The sequence below is a fragment of the Erwinia persicina genome, assembly GCF_014838825.1.
Classification (GTDB): domain Bacteria; phylum Pseudomonadota; class Gammaproteobacteria; order Enterobacterales; family Enterobacteriaceae; genus Erwinia; species Erwinia persicina_A.
This window is the reverse complement of sequence record NZ_JACYMO010000003.1, coordinates 138,879-164,348: the sequence shown is the minus strand read 5'-3', so window position 1 is coordinate 164,348 and position 25,470 is coordinate 138,879. Positions and strand designations below refer to the sequence as shown.

The window sequence follows — 25,470 nt, the reverse complement described above, 5'->3', positions numbered from 1 at the left end:
CCGGAGAACAACCATGAATAAAATCTTACTCTGTTGTGCTGCAGGTATGTCCACCAGCATGGTCGTCCAGCGGATGGAAAAATCCGCTAAAGAAAAAGGGATTGCCGTAGAGATTAATGCCGTCGGTCTGGACGAGTTTAATGAGCGGATAGCCGACTATGATTGCTGTCTGCTGGGCCCACAAATTAAATATAAGCTGGTGGACTTTAAGCCGCTGGCTGATGAGCTGAATAAGCCCATTGCGGTCATCAACACCATGGATTATGGCATGATGAACGGTGAAAAGATCCTCACGGAAGCGCTGGCGATGATCCAGAACGGCGGGCCCCAGCAATGAGTCGCTTCAGCGAGTCCCTGTTCGGTGTGATTGAGAACCAGATCAGCCCCATCGCGGCCAGGCTGTCCAGCCAGCGCCACGTGGTGGCGATCAAAGACGGATTTATCTCCTCGATGCCGTTCCTGATCGTCGGTTCGTTTATGCTGCTGTTCGCCCATCCGCCGTTTGGTGCCGACAGCCAGTGGGCCTTTGCCCGCTGGTGGCTGGGGATGGTCGAACGCCATTCCGCGCAGATCATGATGCCGTACAACATGACCATGGGCATCATGGCGGTGTATATCGCCGCCGCCATCGCCTACAACCTCGCTATCAGCTACAAGATGAATGGCTTTATGGCCGCCTGTCTGTCGCTGATGTCTTTCCTGTTAGTGGCCGCCCCCCAGAGCAATGGCGCGCTGCCGGTGGGATCGCTGGGGGGAGAAGGCATCTTTACGGCGATTATCGTCAGCCTCTACTCCACCGAGCTGATGCACTTTCTGCAGAAGCGCAATATTGGCTTTAAGCTGCCGGAGCAGGTGCCGCCGAAGATCCGGCAGTCGTTTGATCTGCTGATCCCCATTCTGGCCATTTTCCTGACGCTGTTCCCGCTCAGCCTGCTGGTACAGGATCAGTTCGGCATGCTGCTGCCGCAGGCAATTATGGCGGTCTTCAAACCGATCATCTCCGCCTCTGACTCGCTGCCTGCGGTACTGATTGCCGTGCTGCTCTGCCATCTGCTGTGGTTTGCCGGTATCCACGGCGCGGTGATCGTCGGCGGCATATTGCAGGCCTTCTGGCTGACCAATCTCGGGATTAACCAGCAGGCGCTGAATGCCGGTGAGCCGATTACGCAGATCTTTATCGAACCCTTCTGGCAGTTCTTTATTGTCGTTGGTGGGTCCGGTTCCACCATGGGGCTGGTGTTCCTGTATCTGCGCAGCCGTTCAGCGCACCTTCGCTCTATCGGTAAGCTGGGCCTGGTTCCCAGCATGTTTAACATTAACGAGCCGATTATCTTCGGTTCCCCGGTAGTGATGAACCCGCTGCTGTTTATTCCCTTTATTACCGCCCCGCTGGTCAATGCGATCATTGCCTGGGTGGCGACGCGTACCGATTTGGTGAACCACGTGGTGTCGCTGGCCCCCTGGACCACCCCCGGCCCGATTGGTGCCGCCTGGTCTACCGGCTGGGACTTCCGCGCGGTTATCCTGGTTGGCGTGCTGATTGTGGTCTCAACGCTGATTTATTATCCCTTCTTCAAAATGTACGAACGCGAACTGTTAAAACAGGAAAAACCGGCACCGGCAGAAGCCGAACTGAACGCCGTGGAGAACCGATAATGGATATGGAAACGACGGTGATGGAGCTGATCATTCATGCTGGTGAAGCCCGCTCATGCTCCATGCAGGCGCTGCGCGCTGCGCGCAGTTATGACTGGCAGGAAGCAGATGCCCACCTGGCTGCCGCCGGTGCCGCCGCCAGGGCGGCGCATAAAATCCAGACGGCGCTGATCGGTGCTGACGAGGGCGTCGGTAAGGTGCCGGTCAATCTGATTCTGGTGCATGCCCAGGACCATCTGATGAACGCCATGCTGTGCCGCGAACTGGCCGAAGAGATCATTCTTCTGCACCGCGAGGTGCAGGCGTTGAAACAAAAGGGCTGACCCTGTGTTCCGCCCGGTCCGTGACAGACAATTTCGTCCCCGGGGGTCAGGCACGCCTGCCCCGTCCAAAACGCAAGGAGAACAGGATGCAATATCGTGAGCTTACGCCCTTCCCTGACGGATTTTTATGGGGAGCGTCGACCTCAGCCTATCAGGCTGAAGGCGCTTCAGACCAGGACGGTAAAGGGCCATCGGTCATTGATAAAGCCCGTTTTGATCCACGCCTGACCGACTTTACCGTCACCAGCGACCACTACCACCGCTTCGCTGAGGATGTGGCACTGTTCGCTGAACTGGGCCTGAAAACCTACCGCCTGTCGATCTCCTGGAGTCGGCTGTTTCCGCAGGGAACCGGGGAAATTAATGCTAAAGGCGTTGAGTTCTATCAGAAGCTGATCACCGCTCTGACCGATAAGGGGATTGAGCCGCTGGTCACGCTGTATCACTTTGACCTGCCGTGGGCGCTGCAGGAGAAAGGCGGCTGGTCAGATCCGGCCACGATTACCGCCTTTGAACATTTTGCCCGTACCTGCTTCGCGCTGTTTGGTGACCGGGTGAAATACTGGCTGACCATCAATGAGCAGAACATGATGATCCTGAAAGGGGACGTCATCGGTACGCTACCGGAGGGAACGCCTGACCCGCATAAGACTCTGTATCAGCAGAATCACCATATGATGCTGGCTCAGGCGCGGGCGATGATCGCCTGCCACGAGCTTCTGCCGGCGGCAAAAATCGGCCCGGCCCCGAATATTTCCTGCGTTTATCCGGCCAGTGCCAAACCGGAAGACATGCTGGCAGCCAATAACTTCACGTCGATCCGCAACTGGCTGTACCTCGACCTCGCCTGCTATGGCCGTTACAACACCATCGCCTGGCGCTTTATGCAGGAAAAAGGTTGGCTGCCTACCATTACCGAGGGCGATATGACGCTGCTGAAACAGGCGAAGCCGGACTTTATTGCCTTTAACTATTATGCCTCTGCCACCGTCGCCGCCGAACTGGGCAGCGAAGGTGAAGGGCTGCAGAAAGTGGACCAGCAGATGGCGGGCATTGATAAAAGCGTGTACGTCGGCACCAATAACCCGCACCTGAAGAAAAACCAGTTTAACTGGTACGTTGACCCCGTCGGCTTCCGCATTACCGCACGCGAGATCTACGACCGCTACCACCTGCCGCTGATTGTCACCGAAAACGGTCTGGGTGCGTTCGACGAGCTGGCGGCGGGCAATAAGATCCATGATGACTATCGCATTGCTTACCTCAGCGATCATCTGGCACAGCTGCAGTTAGCCATCAGCGACGGGGTGGAGATCTTCGGTTACTGTCCGTGGTCGGCGATCGATCTGGTCAGCACCCATCAGGGGATCAGCAAGCGTTATGGTTTTATCTACGTCAACCGTGACGAACACGATCTGAAAGATCTGGCACGTTACCGTAAGAAAAGCTTCAGCTGGTATCAGAGGGTGATCAACACCAACGGCGCGAACTTAGATAAAGCGATCGATTATTAATTCTCACCGTGCCCTGCGGCACGGTTTTTTTACAGACGTTGTTAATCTCACCAGAAAGGACGGATTATGTCAGAGCAGCAATTACCAAAAGATTTTTTATGGGGCGGCGCGGTCGCAGCACACCAGGTTGAAGGCGGCTGGGATCAGGGCGGTAAGGGTCCCTGTATTGTGGATGTCCTGTCCGGCGGTGCGCACGGCGTTGACCGGGTGATCACCGACGGTATCGATCCGGCGCACCACTACCCTAACCACCTGGCGGTGGATTTTTACCATCGCTATAAAGAAGATATCGCGCTGTTTGCCGAGATGGGCTTTAAGTGTTTTCGCACGTCGATTGCCTGGACGCGCATTTTCCCTAAAGGTGACGAACAGGAGCCTAACGAAGAGGGACTGAAGTTCTATGATGACCTGTTTGACGAACTGCTGAAGCACGGTATCGAGCCGGTGATCACCCTGTCCCACTTCGAGATGCCGGTGCATCTGGTGAAAGAGTACGGCGGCTGGCTGAACCGTAAAGTGGTGGACTTCTTTGTGCGCTACAGCGAAGTGGTGCTGAAACGCTATCAGCACAAAGTAAAATACTGGATGACCTTTAACGAGATCAACAACCAGCGTAACTGGCGCTACCCGCTGTTTGGCTACTGTAATTCCGGGGTGATTTTTAACGAGCACGAAAAACCCGAGCAGGCGATGTATCAGGTACTGCATCACCAGTTTGTGGCCAGTGCGCAGGTGGTGAAGCTGGGCCACCAGATCAACCCTGACCTGCAGATCGGCTGTATGCTGGCCATCGTCCCACTCTATCCGTGGTCATGCCATCCAGACGATGTGATGTTTGCACAGGAGTCGATGCGTGAGCGCTACCTGTTCGGTGACGTTCATCTGCGCGGCTACTACCCCTCCTACATCCTGAAAGAGTGGGAGCGTAAGGGCTACCAGATTGAGATGCAGCCCGGGGATGAGCAGGCGCTGCGCGACGGCTGTGCCGACTACCTGGGTTTCAGCTACTACATGAGTAATGCGGTGCAGTACTCGGCTAAAGACAGCGACGACGGACGCCATATCGAAGGCTTCCCGGGCAGCCGTCCGAACCCGCACGTCAAAGCATCCGACTGGGGCTGGCAGATTGACCCGGTAGGCCTGCGCTATACGCTGAATGCCTTCTGGGAACGCTATCAGAAGCCGATGTTTATCGTTGAAAACGGCTTTGGTGCCTACGACACCGTTGAAGCCGACGGCCAGATCAACGATGACTACCGCATCGCCTATCTGAAAGCCCATATCGAACAGATGAAAATTGCGGTACTGGAAGACGGCGTGGACCTGATGGGATACACCCCGTGGGGCTGCCTGGACTGCGTATCGTTCACCACCGGCCAGTACAACAAACGTTACGGCTTTATCCACGTGGATAAAAACGATGACGGTACCGGCACGATGGCCCGTTCGAAAAAGAAAAGCTTCGACTGGTATAAGCAGGTGATTACCAGCAACGGCGCGGATCTGTAACAGAACGCCAAACCGGGGCGACCGGAAAAAAGCGTCGCCCCGGGGAACATCCTTCCTTTCTTCACTGCTGACCGGTACAGATCCCATCGCGGTCCGGCCAGCAGATCCCGTCTGGTACAGCATGCAGGCAGGCATCCCAACCCGGTTAGCGGTATCACCGCCAGCGTTACCTTTCAAAATCCGTAGCGGATCGCATCCTTGCTCTGCTGCATCAACGCGTCGATTTTTTCCGAGTAGCGTTCCACCCCCTGACCGTCACCCGCCTGTGAACAGGCACGGCGTTTAGCGTTATAAGCTTTCATCAGCTGCGCCTGGGCAAAACCCGGTTTGCCGTAGCGCGACATACTTTCCTGCCAGCACTGAATGGCGCTGTCGCTGTCTCCCGCAGCCATAAACTGTTTACCCAGCTCATTCAGCGCCTCTGCACAGTCTCTGGCTGGCAACGCCTGCTGTAAGATCTTATCAATGGCATCCATAAAGCCTCCTGAATCAATTAGTGAAAGAAGTTAAGGATATGGCCAAACACCAGCCCGACCCCGATCACATCCGAGTCGCTGAAGGTGACATTCTGGAAACCGTACTGGCCGAGCAGCGGCAGAAGCAGGGCGGGCAGCAGCGTAATAAACAGCCCGTGGAACACGCCGCCGATGATCGCCCCGCGTCGTCCGCCGACCGCGTTAGCGAAGATCCCGGCAGTACCGCCGGCAAAGAAGTTGGTCAGCATTCCCGGCAGGATCATCGCCAGCCCCACCCACGGGAACAGAAACATCCCGATCACCGCACCGGCCGTGGTGGAAATAAAGCCGATAATCACCGCATTCGGCGCATAGGGGAACAGCACCGGACAGTCGAGCGCCGGAACCGCATCCGGAACAATGCGCAGCGCAATACCGCGAAACGCAGGCACAATTTCAGCCAGCAGCAGGCGCACGCCCGCCAGCAGCACGTACACCCCCACCACAAACTGGATCGCCTGCAGGAAGCTGTAGACCAGATAATTGACGCCGTTAGACGACGCCGCCACCACTTCTGGCCCGGCCGCCACTGCCGGGATCAGATAGATCGGGATCATCACCACCATCATTGACAGATAGGTGTCCTGCAGGAATGACAGCGCCTGCGGCAGCTCCACATCTTCCGTACTTTTACTGACGTCACCGGTTACTTTTGCCACCCCGGCCTGCACCATATAGCCGATGGTGCAGAAATGGCCGAGGGCAATATCATCCCCGCCGGTGATCTTACGTACGATCGGCTGGGCAATCGCCGGCATCAGCACCGCCATCACCCCGGCGATCCCCCCGCCAAGCAGGATCAGTTCCACACCGCGCAGCCCGCCCATATAGCCGATCACCGAGCACACCGTCGCCATCCACAGGGAAGCCTGCCCGGTCAGGAAGATGTACTTATAGCGTGTCAGCCGGGCGATAAGGATGTTAACGACAAAAGCGACCACCATAATCAGTGCCGTTTCGCGCCCCAGCGTTTGCTGCGCGATACCGGCAATCGAGCCGACATCGGTGACCACGCCACGCATATTAAAACCTTTCTGGAAGATATCGCCGAGAAAGGTCAGTGTGGCAACAATAATACTGGCTCCGGAGAGCAGCACTAAAAAACCCAGTAACGTTTTTAATGTGCCGGTAATAACCTGACCCGGACTTTTTTTCAGGGCGATCAGACCAATCATGGCTATCAATGAAATAAGAATTGACGCCTGCCCCAGCACATCATGGACAATAAAAGTAAGGAAAGACATAATACTCCCCTGTTTTTGGGCACAGATACCCTTCCGGCTCAGGCGGCATAATACCGCGTAAACAATGGAGGGTTATTGGTTTAGATTAAAAGGAAATTAAATAAGATAGCCTTTCTCTTTCAGGATCGGTTCTAGTTTTAATTTTATTTCATTCTTATCTACCAGGCGCTTCAGGTAGATAATGGTGGAGTTGATCGTATAATGCTGAAACTGTGAACGGAAGTTTTCCCCGGTCATGATAATATCCGCCCGGGAGGAGGTTGCACTGGAAATATCACAGTGTGATAGTTCAGCATCAACACCCAGATCTTTCAGGGCCGCTTCAATACTCATTTCGCAGGCAAAACTGCTGCCAAGCCCGGCACCGCATACGGCCAGAATAGATAATTTTTTCATCAGGCATACCTTATTAAGTGTCTGTAAGTCCGCGACCACTGACTGCGGGTATGTTGACGGGCATCCCTGCCCTGCTGCGGTTTAAAACTGCTGAAGAATCTTCATCACCGCGGGTTTATCCCGTGCCTGCCTTAACTGTTCAACCACATTGTCCTCACAAAAAAGCTGAGACAGGCTGGCGATCATTTCAATATGTGAGTGGCTGTCGACAGCGGCCAGGGCAAATATGACATATACCGGGTCATTATCTTCACTGCCAAAACTCACGCCTTCGGAAACAATTAACAGAGAGAGTGCCGTATGATTCACCCCTTCTTCTGGTCGGGCATGAGGCATGGCAATCCCCTCACCCAGCACATAATAGGGGCCAATCTGTTCATGCATATCATAAATAGCGTTAAGGTATCGGGGCTGTACGGCACCATTATCGATCATGGGTTGCAGTGCAATCTCCACCGCCTTTCGCCAGTTATCAGTATGCGTTAACAGTGTCAGATTACTGTGATTAATCCAGTCGGTTAACATACCTCGTCGCCTTTTAATTACCCCAAACGTTAATTCACTATACTTTTTGCAGAAAGATAAAAATGTGATCGGGTTGACTTATTTAATAATAAATAACTTATTATCAGTTAATTATATTAACAGCCATGGTTATCCGCTGGCGAATTAAACCAGTGGTTACACTCTTTATTAAATATGCCGCCAATATTCAGGATTAATCCTGGTTATTGTTAGCCCTGTGAATGTAGATACGCAACCTGATCGATATTCTCCTGTAGCCAGTGAACTAATTGGGTGAAGTCAGTCTCGCACCGCTGATCGGCGACCCACACCGGCCCCAGCTGCATCGGCTCGGCGCGATCGGCCAGCTCTTGCAGTTCTGCCACATAATCCGCTCCCGGGTGGCCCGGTAACCTTGAGCCCAGCCGGCTGCTGTAGCGTTGTGCCGCCATCTCACCGGGGATCTGACACCAGACCTCCACCACACGTTCAATTCCTGCCGCCGGGATAAAAGCGGCCAGATCTGCTTTGGGCTGGAAGCCAAACCACGCATCGACGATAAAGGTATGGCCCGCCGGGGCGGCGGCAATAATCGACCAGATAACCTGATAAGCAGCAATGCCCAGCTTACGGTTCATCGGGCGATCGATCCCGTCGATCTGACGCATAAACGGCTCTTTGATCTGATCCAGCGTCAGCAGCGGCCAGCCGGTTTCCGTCGCCAGACGGGTAGCAATATGGCTTTTTCCCGACGCGGGTACACCGTTCACCATCACCAGGCGTTTACCCCCGGGCTGGGGAACGGAATGCGGCAAAACAGACGACTCAGGCATGACGGTTTTTTTCCTCTGCTTTACGGGCGTGGAAATGCTGCCCGATAACGGCCTGGATTTCACGCAGACGGGGGATGGCCAGGGTTTCCAGTTTTTCGCGGGTGACGCCGCTGTCCAGCGAGATGCAGTCTTTCCATAATGCCCGCCCGGCAATGACGCCGGAAGCCCCGTTGCTCATCGCATCCGCCACCTGCGTCAGGAAGGTGCTGTGATCCACCCCTGCAGAGAGTACGGCCCACGGCACGTCGCCGGCAAGCGCCGTGATAGCGGCACAGTCCTTAGCCGACCCCGGATACGGGATCTTCAGCACCTTGGCTCCCAGTGCCAGCGACAGTTTCGTTCCTTCATAAATCAGTGACGGCACCCGGCTTTTATACGCTTCCTCCGTTTCGTCAGGCAGCGGATAGGTCAGGAACTCGACCACCAGCAGCAGGTCTTCACGGGTAAAGTCTTCAATGCAGTGACGCAGGATATCGAGGTTATGTTGATTGGCATCCGGGCGATCGGCACGTAAATAGACCATAATTTTACCGCCGTTACCGCCCAGTTCGCGCACGCGGCGGGCGCTGATGCCCCCGACCAGACGCGAATGACGATAGCCTTCCGGCGTGGTGTCAAAACCGGAGGCATCCAGGCCGATCAGCAGGGCGGTATCTCGGGCAATGATACCGTCATCCACCAGGTCGGGCACCGCGCAGACGGCATCCACCAGCACGCAGGAGGCCTGACTGGCAAGGTAGCGGGTAATGTCGGCTTTAATACCGCCGAGCTGCTGCTCGGAGATGGATTTTTGTTGTTCAGGATCGGCGCTTAACAGGGTACGCATTGCGCCGCGCTGGTCGCAGGCAATCACCAGCATCGCGCCATTGCTGCCGCAAATTTGCTGATAACCGCGCAGTTCAGAAGTGGACATATGTGACATGAGATGTGCTCCGTTGTAGAGATACCAGGTAAAAAAGCCGTCAGCGACGACCCGAAAATTACCTTTAGCCTGAGTGCACGACGCCGGGCTGATGCCGGTGAATCTCCAGTCCTGTCAGGGGTTTCAGCCACCTGTGCACATTGCAATTTTTCTGGTGTTGCGCAATAATTCTCCAACCGATGAAATGAGTGTAATACATTGCAGAAAGGAATTACAACCCTGAAAGAACCTCTTTTACAAGATCCCGCCACCACGCGGGCGATGATGCATATGGTGGCGAAGCTGCACTATCAGTCCGATATGTCGCAGGTTGATATCGCGAAAAAGCTGGGGGTTTCCACCGCCACTATTTCGCGTCTGCTGACCAAAGCCCGTGCTGCGGGCATTGTGCGCATAGAGGTGATTGAGCTGACCTCACCTGAGGAGATCACGGCGGATCTGATCGCCCGGCTGGGGTTAAAAACCGCCGCCGTGGTTGAGTCGCCGCCCGCTAACGTCCTCAGCGCGCTCAGCGCGCCGCTGGCATCATTACTCCAGCAGGCCGATCTGGTCAGCGGGTCGGTGGTGGGGATTGGCTGGGGGCGTGCGGTGCGTGAAGTGACGTTATCCGGCCTGCCGCGCCTGCCGGGCGTGCTGACCGTGGCGCTTAACGGCGGTATGCAGCAGGCGGCAGCGCACTTTCAGATTAATGAATTTGTGCGCCAGGCCGCAGAACAGATGGCGGGGACCCCCCACTTTCTCCATGCGCCCTATATTTCATCGCCGGTGCTGCGTGACGCGTTTCTCTGCGACCCGGGCGTGCAGCAAATTACCTCCCTGTGGGATAAGCTGGATGTGGCGATTGTCGGCGTCGGCCTGACGCATCATGCGCCGCACGCCAGCGAAGCTTCTACCGCCACGCCTGATGAGCAGGCCCTCAGTCACGCAGCGGGCGATGTGCTGCGCCACTACGTCACGGAACAGGGAGAGGTGCTGCACTGGGAAGGAGAGCAGCGGATGATCGCCGCTTCACCCGACCAGCTGCGCCAGTCGCCTCTGTGTATCGGCGTGGCGGCCACGCCGGAAAAAGCCGCCGGGATTATCGGGGCCGTCCGCTCGGGGATGATCAATGCCCTGGTCACCGATATTAAAACCGCTCAGGCCATTATCGACCGTCTGGTCAGTGACCCTCAATAAATGCGCTGGCTGTCTTTGTCCAACGGGCAAAGACAGCTAATTAACGTAAAATGAATACGTTATCAGAAACAACCTAAAGCTGATTAATTCTCATTACGTCTTTATAGCCCGCTTTGATATAAATAAGAACAGTTATCATAACTATTTAAAAACCAGAACAATTCAGATTCATCATGGAATGATTATCACTTACCAATCAGTCCTTTAGCTGTGTATAAATAAATTAGCCAATGCTATATAAAACGGTTTTTATTTTATCAGTCTGGGTGCATAATGCGCAGAAATCACCTCTTTTACTCGTTATGATTTACGTTCCAGATACATTTACCGTGTCTCTGCAACGCAAATTATTGAGAGTAGAAATCTCGCTAAAAATATAATGTTAAGGAGTCACCATGCTGACGAATGAAATGACCGCTCAGTTGAACGATCAACTGAATCTGGAATTCTACTCTGCCAACCTGTACCTGCAGATGAGCGCATGGTGCAATGACAAAGGTTTTGAAGGGGCTGCCGCGTTTATGCGTGAGCATTCCACCGAAGAGATGCAGCACATGCAGCGTCTGTTCAACTACCTGAGTGATACTGGTGCCATGCCGGTGCTGGGCACTATCGACGCGCCGCCGGTCACCTTTAACTCCCTGCACGAAGTGCTGGAGCAGGCCTATCAGCACGAGCAGCTGATCACCAAAAAAATCAATGAGCTGGCACATGCCGCCATGACCACGCAGGATTACTCCACCTTTAACTTCCTGCAGTGGTACGTCTCTGAGCAGCATGAAGAAGAGAAACTGTTTAAATCTGTCCTGGATAAACTGGCGCTGGTGGGTAACAGCGGTCAGGCACTGTTCTTCGTGGATAAAGACCTGCAGAAACTGAGTGAGCCCGGCGCGCACCAGGCCTAATCGCTGCGGTCCCGCTAAACGGGGGCGACCTTTTCCGGTCGCCCCTGCTGAGAAGCTGTCCTCCCTGTATTAACCCTGTTACTGCCCCTCCCGCACGGCCTTCACCTGCTGCGGCGTCACCTCACTGGCCTGATTTCCCCAGCTGTTACGCACAAAGTTGCTCAACCCGGCGACCTGTTGATCCGTCAATCGCCAGCCAAAATCCGGCATTCTCATGCCAGTCAGCGCCTGTCGGGTGACAGGTGCCCTGCCGCCGTGCAGGATCATTGAAATCAGTGATGAAGGATCGTTGCCCTGCAGCGCTGCGTTGCCCGCCAGTGCGGGGAAGGTGCGGGCATAGCCCCGGCCGTCGCTGCGGTGGCACGCCGCACAGTTATCCTGATACAGCGCCGCGCCGGGGGAGTTCAGATCGGCATAATCCTCGCGCGCCAGCGCCGTGGAGAACGTGCCGGCGGGCAGGCTTTTCAGGAATACCGCGATAGCCTTGAGATCGGCCGGTGTCAGGTACTGCGTACTCTGTTCAACCACATCGGCCATCGGGCCAAACGCCATGGTGCGGTCGTTCTGCCCGGTTTTCAGAAACGTGACGATATCCTGCGGCGTCCAGCTCCCCAGTCCCCGGACATTGTTACCCCGCAGGTCGGGCGCATGCCAGCCGCCAAGGGTACCACCGGTAAGATAGGCGCTGTCGTGGTGGTCCTGCCCTTTTTCCTGCAGGGCGAAACCGCGCGGCGTATGGCAGCTGCCGCAGTGTCCCGGCCCCAGTACCAGCCATGCCCCGCGGTTCCACTGTTCGCTGTGCAGCGGATCGTTAAGATAGCGCTCGTCATCGTGAAACAGCAGGTTCCACACCCCAAGCGGCCAGCGTATGCTCAGCGGCCAGGGAATATCGCTTTTGCGGTTCTCCTGCCGCACGGCAGGCACCTCCTGGGTAAAATAGTCATACAGCGCGTGCACCTGCTGGTCATCAAACTTGCTGAACGCGGTATAAGGCATCGCCGGATACAGGTTCCTTCCGTCACGGGCCTTGCCTTCGCGCAGGGCGCGGGAAAAATCCTGATAGCTGTAATCACCGATACCCGTCCGGACATCCGGGGTAATATTGGTCGAATAGAGCGCCCCGATGGGCGTCTCCATCTTCAGCCCGCCGGCGTAGGGTCGGCCTTTTTTGGCGGTATGGCAGGCCGCGCAGTCCGAGGCCAGCGCCAGGTAATGCCCCGCGCTAAGACTGTCAGGGGCGGCGGCACGACTTCCGCTGGCGGCCACCAGCAGCACACACAAACCATAGTGTCGTATATTCATCACTGACTCCCTGTCAGGCCTGTACCAGCGGTCCGGGCTGGGCAAGATAATCGGTGCGGATGGCATGCGCCGCCCACAGCGCCGTGGCACAGACAATCCCGGTGGGGTTGTAGGCCAGATTTTGAGGAAAGACCGATGCCCCGAGCACAAACAGGTTGTGCACATCCCAGCTCTGTAAATACTTATTCACCACGCTGGTTTTCGGGTTATCCCCCATCACCGTCCCGCCCGTGGTATGGGTCGACTGATAGGGCCGCACGTCGTAGTGGTCACCTGGCTTCATAAAGCCTGACTCCACGTGCTGCGCTCCCATCTCACGGGCAATCTGCTCAGCCTTACCCTGCATAAACTGCGTCATCTTCAGCTCATTGGGCTGCCAGTCAAACGTCATTCGCAGCAGCGGCTGGCCGTGGATGTCGCGGTACGTCGGGTCAAGATCCAGATAACACTGCCGGTAAGGCATGACCGAGCCGGACGATCCGATGCTCATGGTGTGCAGATAGTGCTGCTGGATGCTCTTTTTCCAGCCGGATCCCCACTGCGGGGAGCCCTGAGGCAACTTCATCTGCTGGATAGGTCGCCCGCCGCTGGTCGCCGCCCCCAGGGTGGCCCCACCAATAAAGCCCAGCCCGCTGTGGTCAAAATTCTCAGCATTAAAATCGTCAATAAACGTGCCGGTCACTCCGGAGGCGGCAAACGGATTGAAGTTATGCCTGTTGCCGAAGAACAGATCGAGGCTGCCGTTCATCTGGTAAGCGTAGTTACGACCAACCACCCCTTCCCCACTTTGCGCATGGTAAGGCTTACCGATCCCCGACAGCAGCAGCAGCCGGACGTTATGCAGCTGGAAAGCGCTGAGGATCACCAGCTCCGCAGGCTGCTCATGCTCCTGTCCCTGCTCATCCACCCAGATCACCCCGGTGGCCCTTTTGCCGCTGGCATCGGTGTTGATGCGAATGACCTGCGCCCGGGTGCGCAGGGAAAAGTTAGAAAACTGACGCAGTGAAGGCAGCACCGTTGACTGCGGCGACGCTTTTGAACCATTAAAACAGCCGAAGCGTTCGCAGAATCCGCAATAGTTACATACGCCGAGCTGCACGCCGTAGGGGTTCTTCCAGGCCCCGGTACAGTTTGCCGCCGGAATGGGGAACGGGCTGTAACCCAGACTTTCGGCTGCCCGTGCAAACAGCTGTCCGGCGTACTGCTGCTTCAGCGGCTTTGTCGGATAAGGGGCGCGGCGCGGGGCTTCAAACGGATTGCCTCCGGCAATGTGCAGACCGTCAATATTGCCGGCCATGCCTGAGGTTCCACAGATCTTCTCGAACTTTTCAAAATAAGGCTCCAGTTCGTGATAGCTGACGGGATAATCCTGCAGCGTCATATCCGCCGGGATCACTCCGGCGCCGTAGCGTTCCGTCACGGTACTGCGCAGTTTCAGATCGGCCTCCAGCGGCCGCCACAGCATGCCGTTCCAGTGTACGCCTGCACCGCCCACGCCGTTACCGGGCAGGAAAGAGCCAAAGCGCCGGTAGGGCATGGCACGGTCGGCAGAGGTGTGGCGTACCGTCACCGTTTCACGGGCGGCGTTCTGGAACAGTTTCAGGCGAATGCCGTACGTCAGCTCGTCGGTAATACGCGGATAGGCAAAATCAGGCCAGGTGTCACGATTTTCTCCCCGCTCCAGCGCCAGGATATTCAGCCCGGTTTCTGCCAGTTCACGCGCCATCAGCGCGCCGGTCCAGCCGAAGCCGATAATCAACACGTCAACCGAAGGATGTTTTAAGCGGCTCATTATCACCCCCCCCTGCGGCCGGAAATGCTCACCGGCGGCAGCGGATAGCGCTGCCCGGGATGATCCATCTGATCCAGATAATCGGCCCGCGCCCCGGGGAAGCCAATCAGCGTCCAGCTGGCCAGCGTCTGATTGCCGCCGTGCTGCGGATCGGAAAAATACCCTTCTTTGGTATTTTCCAGCAGTTGGGTAAAGAATAAGGCACCGGGTACCTGTTCTAAATTGAGATGTCCGGCTTCCAGTGCGGTGAGCACCTCATCCTGCTGTGCTGCCGTCAAATCCGCGAAATCCGCATGATACTGCTGCTGACAGTAGCGGTCGGCGGCGGCAATCCCCCGGCGGTAGGTCTCACGCGGAACCAGTGAAGACTGATAGCCCAGCTGCGGGATGGCTTCGGCAAACGGCGGCTGCATATACCAGAGCTGTCCGTAGCCGTAGGGCTGCTCCATCTGCCGGTCAATGAACACCGGGACGCCTTCACTGACGGCACCGGGGCCGAGGTCGTCTTCGGGGATCAGACGGGCACAGGCCGCGATAATAAAACGCCATTCGCCCGGGTTAAACCACAGGGGAACCGGTTCAGAAGAGACGCCACGGGCAGGGGTACCCGACGCGAGTGCAGCGGACGGCGCAATCCCGCGAGCGGCCACCGCAGCCAGCGGGATCAGCGCCACAGATTGCTTTAGAAAACGTCGCCTTCCACGGGCGACCTCATCGTGATTTGCCATTGTATTCTTCCAGTGAACAGTCAGAGCCACCCCGGACTGGGGCCAGTGCATCAGCAAAAAACCATGCGTTTTGCGGGGGATAACATAGGCGACTGCGCAGAAAAAAGAAAAATGACGGAGGGGGAAAACTGTTAAGGAATATGAGAAAAAAGAAGGAATCTTCCTGGATAACCGATTCAGCCGGTTCAATTCTAACGGAATGAGGTCAGGGTGCGGATCGCACCCTGACCTCAACGACTATGGCGTCGCTTTTAACGTCACCCAGTAACCTGGCTGGTAGGTCACCGGCAGGAAACGCTGATGGAATTCACGGAAGGTGGCGTCCGGGTCGATATCGCTAAACAGCTCAGGATGCAGCCATTTGGCGATCATCTGAATGGCGACAAACTGGTACGGGCTGTCGTAGAACTGATGCCAGATGGCATGGACATTGCCGTTGGTCGCCACCGGCAGGGTGCGGAACGCCGGGCGCGCCATCAGCGCGGTTAAACGCTGCGTTGCCAGGGTAAGATCGGCTCCCGGCCCGACGCCTACCCAGCCGCCGGCGGTGTTGTAATTTTTCCAGTTAGCCCCGGTGACGATCACCACGTCCGGGCGCGAAGCAATAATCTGCTCCGGGTTCAGCGTGCCAAACGTGCCCGGGATCAGGCCTTTGGCAATATTGGTGCCACCGGCCACTTCGACCATGCGGCCGAAGTTCTCATCACCGAATGACATACAGCACTCTTCCGTATAGCCCCCGGCGCGATCGAGCATCACCTTCGGGCGCGGACCCTGATAGTTTTTCAGTCGCTCGGTCACGATGTCGATCTGCTGCTGGCGGAAGGCGATGATCTCTTCCGCACGCGCGGGCTTGCCGACCAGTTGCCCCATAATGCGGATACTTTTCACTGCATTCTCAAACGGCTTTTCACGGAAGTCGATAAACACCACCGGAATGCCGAGTTTAGCGAGTTTTTCGGTGAGCTTAGACTCATCGGTGGCCGCTTTCGACTCCAGATTCATCAGCACCAGATCGGGCTTCAGCGTCAGCGCCTGCTCAACGTTAAAGGTGCCGTCTTTGGCTCCGCCAAAGGTCGGCAGAGCGGTGATTGACGGGTATTTTTTGGCGTAGATCTGATAGCTGTCGAAATCGGCTTTTGGCAGATCGTCGCGCCAGCCCACCACGCGCTGGAATGGCGCATCGGTGTCAAAAGCGGCCAAAAGATAGATCTGCCGCCCTTCCCCGAGGATCACCCGCTTCACCTCAGATTTAATTTCGACTTTACGGCCGCTGACGTCTTCCACCACAAACGGTGCCGCCATCAGGCTGGAGGAGAGGATCAGGCTCCCCATCAGAATCACTGCTTTACCCCAGAACGTCATCGCACTCTCCACAAAGGAAATAATTATTATTCTCAATCTCAGAATTGCACAGGAATGCTACGACGGCAGGGAGGTCATTACAAGATGTGTCAGAAAATATTGCCTGAGCCGCACAGGGAGGCTCAGACATGACCCTGGAAGGAGAAGCGGTAGAACCGGGTGTCCACCGCCATTAACGGGAAGCGTGCAGGCAGGTCGGCGGGCGGGATAGCCTGAAAGCCGTTTTTTTCATAAAAACGGTGGGCCGCGAGAAATTTCGCGGTGGTCCCGAGGAAGATATCCACCACACCCCGATCGCGGGCGTGCATCATCAGCGTATTGAGCAGCGCAGAAGCCACCCCCCACTCCCGCCCGCGGTAAGGAGCAGCCACAAACATTTTGCGCAGGGCCGTCTGCTGCTGGCCGATATCCTTCAGGCCGATACAGCCCACCACCCGGTCATCAATCTGCGCCAGCCAGAAATCCCCCGTCCCCTGCTGATAAAAGTGTTCAATATCACTCAGGTCTGGCTGCTGCTCTGCGGTGATCGCAATGCCGAACTCCTGATTCTGGATCGGCAGGATCAGCCCGACCACACCCGGCTGATATTTTGCCCGGTAACGCTGAATAGTCACAAGCTCGGTAGGCATCATCTCTCACTCCACTGGGGTTAAAAGAACAGGTTACTGGCGGTTTCAATCTATCGCTTTTACTCCCGCGCTGGCGAATGAAAAATCATCCACAGTAAGATGAATTTCTTTCCTCACACACGGGGTGGGCTCCGCATCAGCCGGTCGCGGCCTGCCGGCAATGAAAGCGAAATAAACGCGCCAGCTCAGCCCCCATCGGCGTCAGGGTGGTGTCTTTACGCTGAATCAAATAAAACGTGGCCTTCGGCAGGGGCTCTTTCATCGTCAGCGCCACCAGCTGATTACCCAGAATCGGGTCACCGATGACGTCGCTGGAAAGGATGCTGACAAAATCACTCTGCGCGATCAGGCTGGTGCAGGCCATAAAGGTTTCACAGGTGACGCCGATCGCCGGGGCCATGCCCATATCGTGCAGCAGGTCGTGCAGCAGGCGGTAATAACTGCCGCGCGGGGTGGGCATGGTCCAGTCGCAGTGCTGCAACTCCGCCAGTGAGGTGGCGTGTTCACACGGATGCCCTTTGCGCATCACCACCCGATATTCGCGCTCCATCAGGGGTTCATAGCTGAGTTCGCTGTCAAGATGGCCGGGATAGGAGGTATTAATGGTGAAATCCAGTTCGCCCTGACGCAGTTCGGGGATCATCGATACCAGCTGCCCCTCCACGATGCGGATCTTAACCCGGGGAAACTGGCGGCGGAACTGGGTGATCACCTGCGGCATCAGGGTGCGGGCAATGCTGCCCCCGACCCCAATATTGACCGTGCCGCCCGCCAGCCCTAACCGCTGCTGAATATCCTCCTGCGCGACGCGCAGCTCTTCGATGACCAGACTCGCATGTTGGAAAAAGTTATCACCGATTTCGGTTAGCGCCACCCCCTGGCTGCGGCGAACGAACAGCCTGGCACCCAGTACCGCCTCCAGTTCCTGAATCGATTTAGTCAGTGCAGGCTGAGACAGCCCGGCGGCGCGGCTGGCGGCACGTATGCTGCCGTGACGGGCCACCTCAACAAAGGCGCGCAGCTGATGCAGCTTAATGGATGCGGGCATGGGATCTCCGTTTGATGATAACCCCTGTTTATCAGTCACAAGATATTGGCATCTTCTGCCTGGGGATTCCATTGTGTAGAACAGAAAGTGATAACCCTGAAATGACGATGCCCAAACAGAAGGATGATCCTATGCACGAGGCGATTGCTGACGTTGTGAAAGAGATGGTTCCCCGCCTGCAGGAACGGCGGCGTGACCTGCATAAATTTGCCGAATCCGGCTGGCTGGAGTTCCGTACCGCCACGCAGGTGGCCGCTGAACTGCACCGCCTTGGCTATGCACTCCAGCTTGGCCGGGAAGTGGTAAAGGCGGAGGAGCGCATGGGCGTCCCCGCCGTGGAGGTGCTGGCACAGTACGAGCAGCGTGCGCTGGAGCAGGGTGCGCTGCCGGAGTGGATGCCGCACTTCTCCGGCGGCTTCTGTGCCATTGTTGCCACGCTGGCCACCGGCCGCCCCGGCCCGGTGATGGCATTCCGCGTTGATATGGATGCGCTGGACGTGATTGAAAACCAGACCTCCGCGCACCGCCCGTATGCCGAAGGCTTTGACTCTGTGAACCCGGGCATGATGCACGCCTGCGGGCACGACGGCCATACCACCATTGGCCTGGGCCTGGCTCAGGTGCTGAAGCAGTTTGAAGCCGATCTTGTTGGTACCATTAAGCTGATCTTCCAGCCCGCCGAGGAAGGTACGCGCGGGGCAAAATCAATGGTTGCGGCCGGCGTGGTTGATGACGTCGACTTCTTTACCGCCATCCACATTGGTACCGGCGTGCCGGCGGGCGAACTGGTGTGCGGCAGCGATAACTTTATGGCCACCACCAAGCTCGACGTCAGCTTTCGCGGCAACGCCGCCCATGCAGGGGCACGCCCGGAAGAAGGCAGCAATGCACTGCTGGCCGCCGCACAGGCTGCACTGGCACTGCATACCCTGACCCAGCACAGCGGCGGCAGCGCACGCGTCAACGTGGGCGTACTGCAGGCAGGCACCGGGCGTAACGTGGTCGCGGATCGCGCCACGATGAAGGTGGAAACGCGCGGGGCGACGAATGAAATTAACGACTTTATCTACCAGCGCGCCCTGCAAGCGCTTGCCGGTGCTGCCGCGATGTACGGCGTTGAGCATCAGATCGCGCTGATGGGTGAGGCGCGCAGCAGTCAGCCGACCGCCCCCTGGGTGCGTTATATCCGCCGTCAGGCGGCACACATTCCGGAACTGACCTCGCTGGTCGATACGCGTGGCATAGCCGCCGGGTCGGAAGATGCCACCTTCATGATGGAGCGGGTAAAGCAGCGCGGTGGCCAGGCCTCCTACATTATTTTCGGTACCGATCTGAGCGCCGGGCACCACAACGAAAAATTCGACTTTGACGAACAGGTGATGGCCGTCGCGGTGAAAACGCTGGCGGCGATTGCGGTCAATATTGCCGAATTCGAACCGGAGGCGTGATGGACGTGGAAATAAATGACTTTGTGGCGGATTACATCGACCGGCATCAGGCACGCTTCAGTGCGTTAAGCGACGCCATCTGGGATCGGCCTGAAACGCGCTTTACCGAAACCTTCGCCGCCGGGTTGCTCTCCACGGCGCTGGAGCAGGAAGGGTTTCGCATTGAGCAGGCCGCAGGGGGCATCGATACCGCTTTTATCGCCAGCTATGGCAGTGGTCAGCCGGTGATCGCCCTGCTGGGCGAGTATGACGCCCTGGCGGGGCTGAGCCAGCAGGCAGAATGCAGCACGCGCCGCCCGCTGTTGGCAGACGGCAACGGCCACGGCTGCGGCCATAACCTGCTGGGTACCGCGGCGCTGGCCGCCGCCTGTGCCGTCAAAGCCTGGCTGCAACAGAACGGCACTACGGGCACGATTCGCTTTTACGGTTGCCCCGGCGAAGAGGGCGGCTCCGGGAAAACGTTTATGGTCCGCGAAGGACTGTTTGACGACGTCGATGCCGCACTGACCTGGCACCCGGAGGGCTTCAGCGGCATGTTTAATACCGCCACGCTGGCCAATATTCAGGCGGCATTTCATTTCAGCGGCGTGGCGGCCCACGCGGCCAACGCGCCCCACCTCGGGCGCAGTGCGCTGGATGCCGTGACCCTGATGAACACCGGCGCGAACTTCCTGCGTGAGCACATTATTCCCGACGCCCGGCTGCACTATGCAGTGACCAATAGCGGGGGCAGTTCCCCCAATGTGGTGCAGGCGGAGGCGGAGGTGCTCTATCTGGTGCGCGCCCCGCAGCTCGATCAGCTGCAGGATATTTACCAGCGGGTGACCGATATCGCCAGGGGGGCCGCCCTGATGACCGGCACTGAAATGACCGTGCGCTTTGAGAAAGCCTGCTCCAACTATCAGCCCAACCGGGCGCTGGAAAGGCTGATGTACGATCGTCTCTGTCACTTTGGCCTGCCTGATTACAGCGCGGAAGAACGCCAGTTTGCCGCCGAGATCCGCCAGACGCTGAGCGCCGACGATCTGCGCAATGCCCGGCTGAACGCCGCGCGAACCGGGGGATCGGCGGGCGGCGAGTGGGCAGCCGCGCTGGGCGATCGCGTACTGATGGACAGTGTGGCACCGTACACCGCCAGTGAAGAGGTGCTGTACGGCTCGACTGACGTCGGTGATGTCAGCTGGGTGGCCCCGACCGCGCAGTGCTTCACCCCCTGCTTTGCCTTCGGCACGCCGCTGCACAGCTGGCAGCTGGTGGCCCAGGGCCGCACCTCCGTCGCACACAAAGGCATGTGTCTTGCAGGCAAGACCCTGGCCGCAACCGCGCTGGCGTTGTTCAGCGATAACAGCCTGCTGGCAGAAGCACAGCAGGCGTTCCGCCGCCAGCGCGCGGAGCAGCCCTATCGCTGCCCGATCCCGGCAGGGGTAACACCAACGCCGCTGGCGTAGCGATTCCAGACAGACCCGGAGGCCTGGCTCGATCCCGGCCCCGTTAAAAAAACAAAACGCAAACAACAACACAACGACGACAAGGCATAGGGTGAACACCAATGAGCGAGACAACGGCAGCGAACAAAAGCCCGGGAAGGATCTTTTACTGGATTGAACGCATCGGCAACAAGGTGCCTAATCCGTTTCTGTTATTCGTCTATCTGATTGTGGTGCTGATGGTCTCGACCGCACTGCTCTCCTGGTTCGGCGTGGCGGTGAAAAACCCGGCCAGCGGCAAAATGGTGGAGGTTAAAAACCTGCTGAGTGTCGCGGGCATCCAGTGGATCCTGCCAAATATTATCAAGAACTTCAGCGGCTTTGCCCCACTGGGGTCGATCCTCGCGCTGATGATCGGGGCCGGGCTGGCGGAGCGTACCGGGCTGCTGCAGGCACTGATGAACAAGATGGCTTCCTTTGTCAGCGCCCGCTATGCCAGCTATATGGTGCTGTTTATCGCCTTCTTCAGCCATATCTCCTCCGATGCCGCGCTAGTGGTGATGCCGCCGCTGGGGGCGCTGATGTTTATCGCCGTTGGCCGCCATCCGGTTGCCGGGCTGCTGGCGGCGATTGCCGGCGTCGCCTCCGGTTTTACCGCCAACCTGCTGATCGTCACGACCGATGTGCTGCTGTCCGGGATCAGCAGTGAGGCGGCCAAAGCGGTCAGCGATACGGTTCACGTCAGCGTGGTGGATAACTGGTTCTTTATGGCCAGCTCGGTGATAGTGCTGACCGTTGCCGGGGGCCTGCTGACCGATAAATTCGTGGAGCCGCGCCTGCCCGCCTGGCAGGGTAACAGCGAAGAGACGCTGGCCAGCCTGACCCCCCTGCAGAACCGTGGCCTGCTGATGAGCGGGATTTCCGCGCTGATATTTATCGCTCTGGTGGCGCTGATGGTGGTACCGGAGGGGGCCATGCTGCGCGATCCGGCCAGCGGGTCGATTATCCCGTCGCCGTTTATTAAGGGCATCGTCCCGCTGATTATTCTGTTCTTCTTTGTGGTCTCCATCACCTGGGGCGTGTCGACGAAGCAAATCAAACGGCCCGATGATATTCCCGCTCTGCTGATTGAACCGATGAAAAGTATGGCCGGATTCATCGTCATGGTGTTCCCGCTGGCCCAGTTCGTGGCGATGTTTAACTGGAGCAATATGGGGACGTTTATGGCGGTGGGGCTGACCGACCTGCTGGAGCAGATGGCGATGACCGGTGCCCCGGCGTTTATCGGGCTGATGTTCCTGTCCGCGTTCCTCTGCATGTTTATTGCCAGCGGTTCGGCTATCTGGTCGATCCTCGCACCGATTTTCGTGCCGATGTTTATGCTGCTCGGCTTTCATCCGGCCTTCGCCCAGATGATATTCCGCATCGCGGATTCTGCTGTACTGCCGCTGTCCCCGATGTCGCCGTTTCTGCCGCTGTTCCTCGGCTTTCTGCAGCGCTACCGCAAGGATGCACAGCTCGGCACCTATTACACGCTGATCATGCCTTACCCGCTGGTGTTCTTTGCCGTGTGGATCCTGCTGCTGCTGGCATGGTACGCCCTGGGGCTGCCCATTGGACCGGGCGTCTACCCTTCCATGCCGTAAGGGGCCGGTCTGAGGGTTAAAAGTTATAAAAGAAGGTCAGCCAGGTGGTATCCGGCAGCCCGTCGCTGGTGGCCGTGAAGGTGTGTTCCAGGTAGAAGGAAAGACCATAAGCGACATGGACATACGCCCCGAGATAAGCGTGACGGGCATGGTAATGCTCGTTGCCGCGCAGGCGTAACGTATCGGCCGCCAGATAGGGCTGCACGGCGTGCAGCCAGGTTTTTCCCGGTAAAAACGTATAGCCAAAAAACGTCTCCAGTCCGTAACCGTGGCGGGCGAAATAGCGCGCGACCGACTTCCTGCCGCTGACCGGCACATAGTGCCGGTACCAGGTCGCGGTGCCAACCAGCGTCCAGCGGCCCGGTCGCCAGCGCAGCGCCGCACCGCTGAAGTGTTGCCGGTAATGACGTCGTTCTCCCCGGGCATCCGTCACTGTCGCATTGGTCTGATCCCAGGCGGCACTGAGCGTTAAATCGCGCCGGGCCTGATAATCGACGCCGATGCCCTCCCCGTGCCGACGCTGATAGTGCCTGTCATCCGCCAGCGGGGCAGCGTGCTGCGGCAACAGATAGTCGGCATAGAGTGTGTAACGCCCCAGCGTGTTTTTATACTTAAACGCGTTGCGTGGCCGATCGCCGCCGCCATAATCCCCCGGGACGCCAATCCAGTTTGCGCTGGCATTACCGTCGAAATCCCAGATATCACTTTTACTGCCGATGACGTCGTAATAAACCCCGTGCTGGTGACCATAGGTCAGCTGGCCGACGTGCCGCAGGGCTATGCCGCCAAACATCTGGCGTTGAATATCCCAGTGCTGATGAGGGTTATAGTGATGTTTCAGCCCCAGAACGTGAGCGAGATCAACGCCCCACAGATAACGCCCCACAACCGAGAGCGCAGGGGTCAGCTGATAGCCCGCCGTAAAGCGAAAACGTGAGCCGCCATCATGGCCGTGCCGGCGCAGATCGTGCGTCGCAGAGCGATCCCAGACAAATTCGGGGCGGATACTGCCGGCTATTTTCAGACTGAGGGGCGAGAGCAGCGGATCGCTGAAGGTGTTTTTTCTGATGACGGTGATCTCCGCCCGGGTCCGTGATGCCCACAGCATCAGCACCAAAAAACAGAGCGGCATCCCGGCCGCTTTTGCACAGTTGGTCATAAAACTGACTCCGTAAGCAGGGTAGACACCTCACCTGCTTACAGAGTGCAACTGAACAACTTTTAACCAAAACAGGGTAACCCGCCGACGGCGTTCACAGGCTGCGGGCCATATCACATTTATGCAACATTAAAGCAACAAATTAATGCCCTGCCGACCTGACGGCATCATGCAGGTTCACCCGCTGCCAGAAGCTCTGGTCGGCGTTACCGGAGAGGGGATAGCCCCCCGCCAGCGCCGTGTTTATCATCCGCTGCCGCCGCCCGGCGGCGCTCATACCCGGTAAGGCCGCTTCCAGCAGCACTTCGGCCCCCTGCGGCACCACCACCGGCGTGGCCTCCCCCTGCTGAGCGGGCAGATTATAGGTCATGGTAAAGCGGTAAAATGCCTGCATCGGTTTTGCCGCATAGGGATCATCCTTCGCCGGCACCTGCGCGCAGGCTTTCAGCGACATACCGCACTCTTTTTCCAGCGCACTGCGCAGCTGCTGCTTCGCGTCGTCAAACAGCCGCCGGTAAGCCGGATCGTTCAGATAGTGCGCCACATTGCGCTGTGCCACCATGCGCGATCCCATCACATCCAGCGGGTAGTGAACGCCGAGTACGAGGCGTGAATAGCCGTAGCGTGCGCCCCGGTCAATCAGCGGGACAAAGCGTTCCGGCACCATCTGCGCCATCAGCAGCGCATCGGTGTAGCCGGTACTGGTGTGTCCGCTGGGGAAGGACCCCCCGTCCGCCGTATAGGGCTGGTTGTCGTTGACCACCACGTTATCCGCTACCCGATGAATGGTGTTAGCCGGGACCAGGAAGGGCCGCGGGTTGTCAAAATGCTTTTTGGCTTCGCCGGTGCTGACTTCACTGGCCTTGATCAGCGCAGCCGCTTTACCCAGTTCGCCTTTGTTATACGCGCGGATAAACGCCTGGCCGAGGCGTGGGCCGAGCGCATCCGCAAGAAAGTAGAGATAGTTTTGCCCTTCAGCGTCAATCAGCGCCTGCCGGCGCAGCGTGGCGGTGGCGTTAAGGTTGATGTTCTCCACCGTCTCCAGATTCTGCTTCAGCGTGCTTTCCGGCTGCGTACTGAATGCGCCAAGCAGCGCAATGCCCGCCTGCTGGTTGGCTTTTTTAGCGAAATCGTAGCCACTGGCTTTCAGCCACGCGCTATCCGCCAGCGGTTTACCCTGCTTCGCCTCATCAAGCTGGCTGCGCGCGATGCGGTCGTGTTTGCCCCGGATAGCCTCCACCAGCGCACGCTGCACGCGCTGCTGCAGTGCCTGATAGTCGGCACTGTCGCTGGCCAGGGTAACGCTGTCAGCCAGCGCCGCAGCGTCGGACAGCGGCAGCGGGGGTTTCGCCTGGGTAAGCGGACTGACCAGCAGTGCTGCCGTCAGTAACGTAAAACGAAAGCGCATCATCCGTCCTTATCTTTTTTT

The 25,470-nt window shown here is 57.6% G+C and carries 24 protein-coding genes; 10 read left to right on the top strand and 14 right to left on the bottom strand.

Features of this window, described 5'->3' with window-relative positions; all coding sequences use genetic code 11:
- Nucleotides 1–13 precede the first annotated feature (13 nt).
- The 5 genes from IFU29_RS09940 to IFU29_RS09920 all read left to right on the top strand — a co-directional run bounded on the left by IFU29_RS09940 (nucleotide 14) and on the right by IFU29_RS09920 (nucleotide 5,002).
- Nucleotides 14–337, top strand: coding sequence for a PTS sugar transporter subunit IIB (locus IFU29_RS09940; RefSeq protein WP_062745986.1), 324 nt, complete (start codon nucleotides 14–16; stop codon nucleotides 335–337).
- Nucleotides 334–1,656 (top strand): PTS sugar transporter subunit IIC, encoded by a 1,323-nt coding sequence (locus IFU29_RS09935; protein ID WP_191933795.1) that lies wholly within the window; start codon nucleotides 334–336, stop codon nucleotides 1,654–1,656. The genes IFU29_RS09940 and IFU29_RS09935 overlap by 4 nt, the downstream gene beginning before the upstream one ends.
- Nucleotides 1,656–1,979, top strand: coding sequence for a PTS lactose/cellobiose transporter subunit IIA (locus IFU29_RS09930; protein ID WP_191933794.1), 324 nt, complete (start codon nucleotides 1,656–1,658; stop codon nucleotides 1,977–1,979). Before IFU29_RS09935 ends, IFU29_RS09930 begins: the two co-directional genes overlap by 1 nt.
- Before the next feature lie 86 nt (nucleotides 1,980–2,065).
- Nucleotides 2,066–3,493 carry a glycoside hydrolase family 1 protein gene (locus tag IFU29_RS09925; protein WP_191933793.1) on the top strand — a complete coding sequence of 476 codons (1,428 nt, stop codon included), beginning with the start codon at nucleotides 2,066–2,068 and terminating at the stop codon, nucleotides 3,491–3,493.
- Nucleotides 3,494–3,559: 66 nt separating this feature from the next.
- Entirely contained in the window at nucleotides 3,560–5,002 is a 1,443-nt protein-coding gene (locus tag IFU29_RS09920) for a 6-phospho-beta-glucosidase (RefSeq protein ID WP_191933792.1), read from the top strand.
- 173 nt (nucleotides 5,003–5,175) lie between these two features.
- On the opposite strand, the gene IFU29_RS09915 is transcribed toward IFU29_RS09920, so the two are convergent.
- From IFU29_RS09915 to IFU29_RS09890, 6 genes are all read right to left on the bottom strand, one after another.
- Complete coding sequence (locus tag IFU29_RS09915) at nucleotides 5,176–5,478, bottom strand: hypothetical protein (RefSeq protein ID WP_191933791.1); 303 nt, start codon at nucleotides 5,476–5,478, stop codon at nucleotides 5,176–5,178.
- A gap of 17 nt (nucleotides 5,479–5,495) precedes the next feature.
- On the bottom strand, nucleotides 5,496–6,761 hold the full coding sequence (locus IFU29_RS09910; RefSeq protein WP_191933790.1) for a PTS sugar transporter subunit IIC: 1,266 nt from the start codon (nucleotides 6,759–6,761) through the stop codon (nucleotides 5,496–5,498).
- A gap of 96 nt (nucleotides 6,762–6,857) precedes the next feature.
- Nucleotides 6,858–7,157, bottom strand: coding sequence for a PTS sugar transporter subunit IIB (locus IFU29_RS09905; RefSeq protein WP_062745966.1), 300 nt, complete (start codon nucleotides 7,155–7,157; stop codon nucleotides 6,858–6,860).
- An 81-nt stretch (nucleotides 7,158–7,238) separates the two neighbouring features.
- Nucleotides 7,239–7,682 (bottom strand): PTS sugar transporter subunit IIA, encoded by a 444-nt coding sequence (locus IFU29_RS09900; protein WP_062745963.1) that lies wholly within the window; start codon nucleotides 7,680–7,682, stop codon nucleotides 7,239–7,241.
- 209 nt (nucleotides 7,683–7,891) lie between these two features.
- A complete protein-coding gene (locus IFU29_RS09895) occupies nucleotides 7,892–8,494 on the bottom strand; it encodes an AAA family ATPase (RefSeq protein WP_191933789.1) in 603 nt (200 codons plus the stop codon).
- A complete protein-coding gene (locus IFU29_RS09890) occupies nucleotides 8,487–9,416 on the bottom strand; it encodes a tagatose-bisphosphate aldolase (protein WP_191933788.1) in 930 nt (309 codons plus the stop codon). The genes IFU29_RS09895 and IFU29_RS09890 overlap by 8 nt, the downstream gene beginning before the upstream one ends.
- A gap of 198 nt (nucleotides 9,417–9,614) precedes the next feature.
- On the opposite strand from IFU29_RS09890, the gene IFU29_RS09885 reads away from it, so the two are divergent.
- Nucleotides 9,615–10,592 (top strand): sugar-binding transcriptional regulator, encoded by a 978-nt coding sequence (locus tag IFU29_RS09885; protein WP_244633673.1) that lies wholly within the window; start codon nucleotides 9,615–9,617, stop codon nucleotides 10,590–10,592.
- A gap of 395 nt (nucleotides 10,593–10,987) precedes the next feature.
- Entirely contained in the window at nucleotides 10,988–11,497 is a 510-nt protein-coding gene (gene ftnA / locus IFU29_RS09880) for a non-heme ferritin (protein ID WP_191933787.1), read from the top strand.
- Between the two features lie 78 nt (nucleotides 11,498–11,575).
- Here the strand turns inward: ftnA and IFU29_RS09875 are convergent, their stop codons facing one another.
- The 6 genes from IFU29_RS09875 to IFU29_RS09850 all read right to left on the bottom strand — a co-directional run bounded on the left by IFU29_RS09875 (nucleotide 11,576) and on the right by IFU29_RS09850 (nucleotide 18,361).
- Complete coding sequence (locus tag IFU29_RS09875) at nucleotides 11,576–12,799, bottom strand: c-type cytochrome (protein ID WP_191933786.1); 1,224 nt, start codon at nucleotides 12,797–12,799, stop codon at nucleotides 11,576–11,578.
- 13 nt (nucleotides 12,800–12,812) lie between these two features.
- Complete coding sequence (locus IFU29_RS09870) at nucleotides 12,813–14,591, bottom strand: GMC family oxidoreductase (RefSeq protein WP_191933785.1); 1,779 nt, start codon at nucleotides 14,589–14,591, stop codon at nucleotides 12,813–12,815.
- A 2-nt stretch (nucleotides 14,592–14,593) separates the two neighbouring features.
- Nucleotides 14,594–15,319 (bottom strand): gluconate 2-dehydrogenase subunit 3 family protein, encoded by a 726-nt coding sequence (locus tag IFU29_RS09865; RefSeq protein ID WP_191933784.1) that lies wholly within the window; start codon nucleotides 15,317–15,319, stop codon nucleotides 14,594–14,596.
- 237 nt (nucleotides 15,320–15,556) lie between these two features.
- On the bottom strand, nucleotides 15,557–16,684 hold the full coding sequence (locus IFU29_RS09860) for an ABC transporter substrate-binding protein (protein ID WP_191933783.1): 1,128 nt from the start codon (nucleotides 16,682–16,684) through the stop codon (nucleotides 15,557–15,559).
- 122 nt (nucleotides 16,685–16,806) lie between these two features.
- Nucleotides 16,807–17,316: a GNAT family N-acetyltransferase gene (locus IFU29_RS09855; RefSeq protein WP_191933782.1), complete on the bottom strand. Its 510-nt coding sequence runs from the start codon at nucleotides 17,314–17,316 to the stop codon at nucleotides 16,807–16,809.
- 133 nt (nucleotides 17,317–17,449) lie between these two features.
- A complete protein-coding gene (locus IFU29_RS09850) occupies nucleotides 17,450–18,361 on the bottom strand; it encodes a LysR family transcriptional regulator (protein ID WP_191933781.1) in 912 nt (303 codons plus the stop codon).
- Nucleotides 18,362–18,492: 131 nt separating this feature from the next.
- Between IFU29_RS09850 and IFU29_RS09845 the strand changes: the two genes are divergently transcribed.
- The 3 genes from IFU29_RS09845 (at nucleotide 18,493) to abgT (ending at nucleotide 22,882) form a co-directional block, all read left to right on the top strand.
- On the top strand, nucleotides 18,493–19,809 hold the full coding sequence (locus IFU29_RS09845; RefSeq protein ID WP_191933780.1) for an amidohydrolase: 1,317 nt from the start codon (nucleotides 18,493–18,495) through the stop codon (nucleotides 19,807–19,809).
- A complete protein-coding gene (locus IFU29_RS09840) occupies nucleotides 19,809–21,257 on the top strand; it encodes a M20 family metallopeptidase (protein ID WP_191933779.1) in 1,449 nt (482 codons plus the stop codon). Before IFU29_RS09845 ends, IFU29_RS09840 begins: the two co-directional genes overlap by 1 nt.
- A gap of 101 nt (nucleotides 21,258–21,358) precedes the next feature.
- Nucleotides 21,359–22,882, top strand: a complete 1,524-nt coding sequence (gene abgT / locus IFU29_RS09835; protein WP_191933778.1) for a p-aminobenzoyl-glutamate transporter — start codon at nucleotides 21,359–21,361, stop codon at nucleotides 22,880–22,882.
- A 16-nt stretch (nucleotides 22,883–22,898) separates the two neighbouring features.
- Here abgT and IFU29_RS09830 read toward each other — a convergent pair whose 3' ends face one another.
- Both IFU29_RS09830 and IFU29_RS09825 read right to left on the bottom strand, forming a co-directional pair.
- Nucleotides 22,899–24,041 (bottom strand): porin, encoded by a 1,143-nt coding sequence (locus IFU29_RS09830; RefSeq protein ID WP_244633672.1) that lies wholly within the window; start codon nucleotides 24,039–24,041, stop codon nucleotides 22,899–22,901.
- Nucleotides 24,042–24,183: 142 nt separating this feature from the next.
- Nucleotides 24,184–25,449 carry an acid phosphatase gene (locus tag IFU29_RS09825; RefSeq protein ID WP_191933777.1) on the bottom strand — a complete coding sequence of 422 codons (1,266 nt, stop codon included), beginning with the start codon at nucleotides 25,447–25,449 and terminating at the stop codon, nucleotides 24,184–24,186.
- Nucleotides 25,450–25,470: the final 21 nt, after the last annotated feature.